This window comes from Planococcus sp. RAB007_Raresut, assembly GCF_057369535.1.
The window spans coordinates 1-298 of record NZ_JBXYIF010000074.1 but is presented as its reverse complement, the minus strand read 5'-3'; the positions used below and the strand labels follow the sequence as shown (position 1 = coordinate 298).

At 50.3% G+C, this 298-nt stretch carries 1 pseudogene; it reads right to left on the bottom strand.

The features are described from left to right. Window positions 1–298: pseudogene (locus tag AC2Q9J_RS17805) on the bottom strand (beta-glucosidase); the annotation flags it as partial.

Genomic DNA, 298 nt, shown 5'->3' with positions numbered 1-298 from the left:
CATACGTCCCCGTTTGGTCGACCGAGATAGCGAAGACGTGTGTGTTTCCAGTCGAGGTATCGATTCCTGACAATTCCACATGTTCCCCGTTTTCGAGATGTTGGTAATCCAACTCAAATGTATCCTGTTGATTCATCTCATCCTCAAAGCCGAGCACCTCGACTGAACCGTCATGAATCCCGAGAAGACGCTCCATCGCCGGTGATTTCAAGATGAACGTACAAATATTGCGCGCGCTCCGCAACAACTCGCCCCGTGTGACAATCCCTTCTTCGAGTGATGCCATCGTGTTATCCTC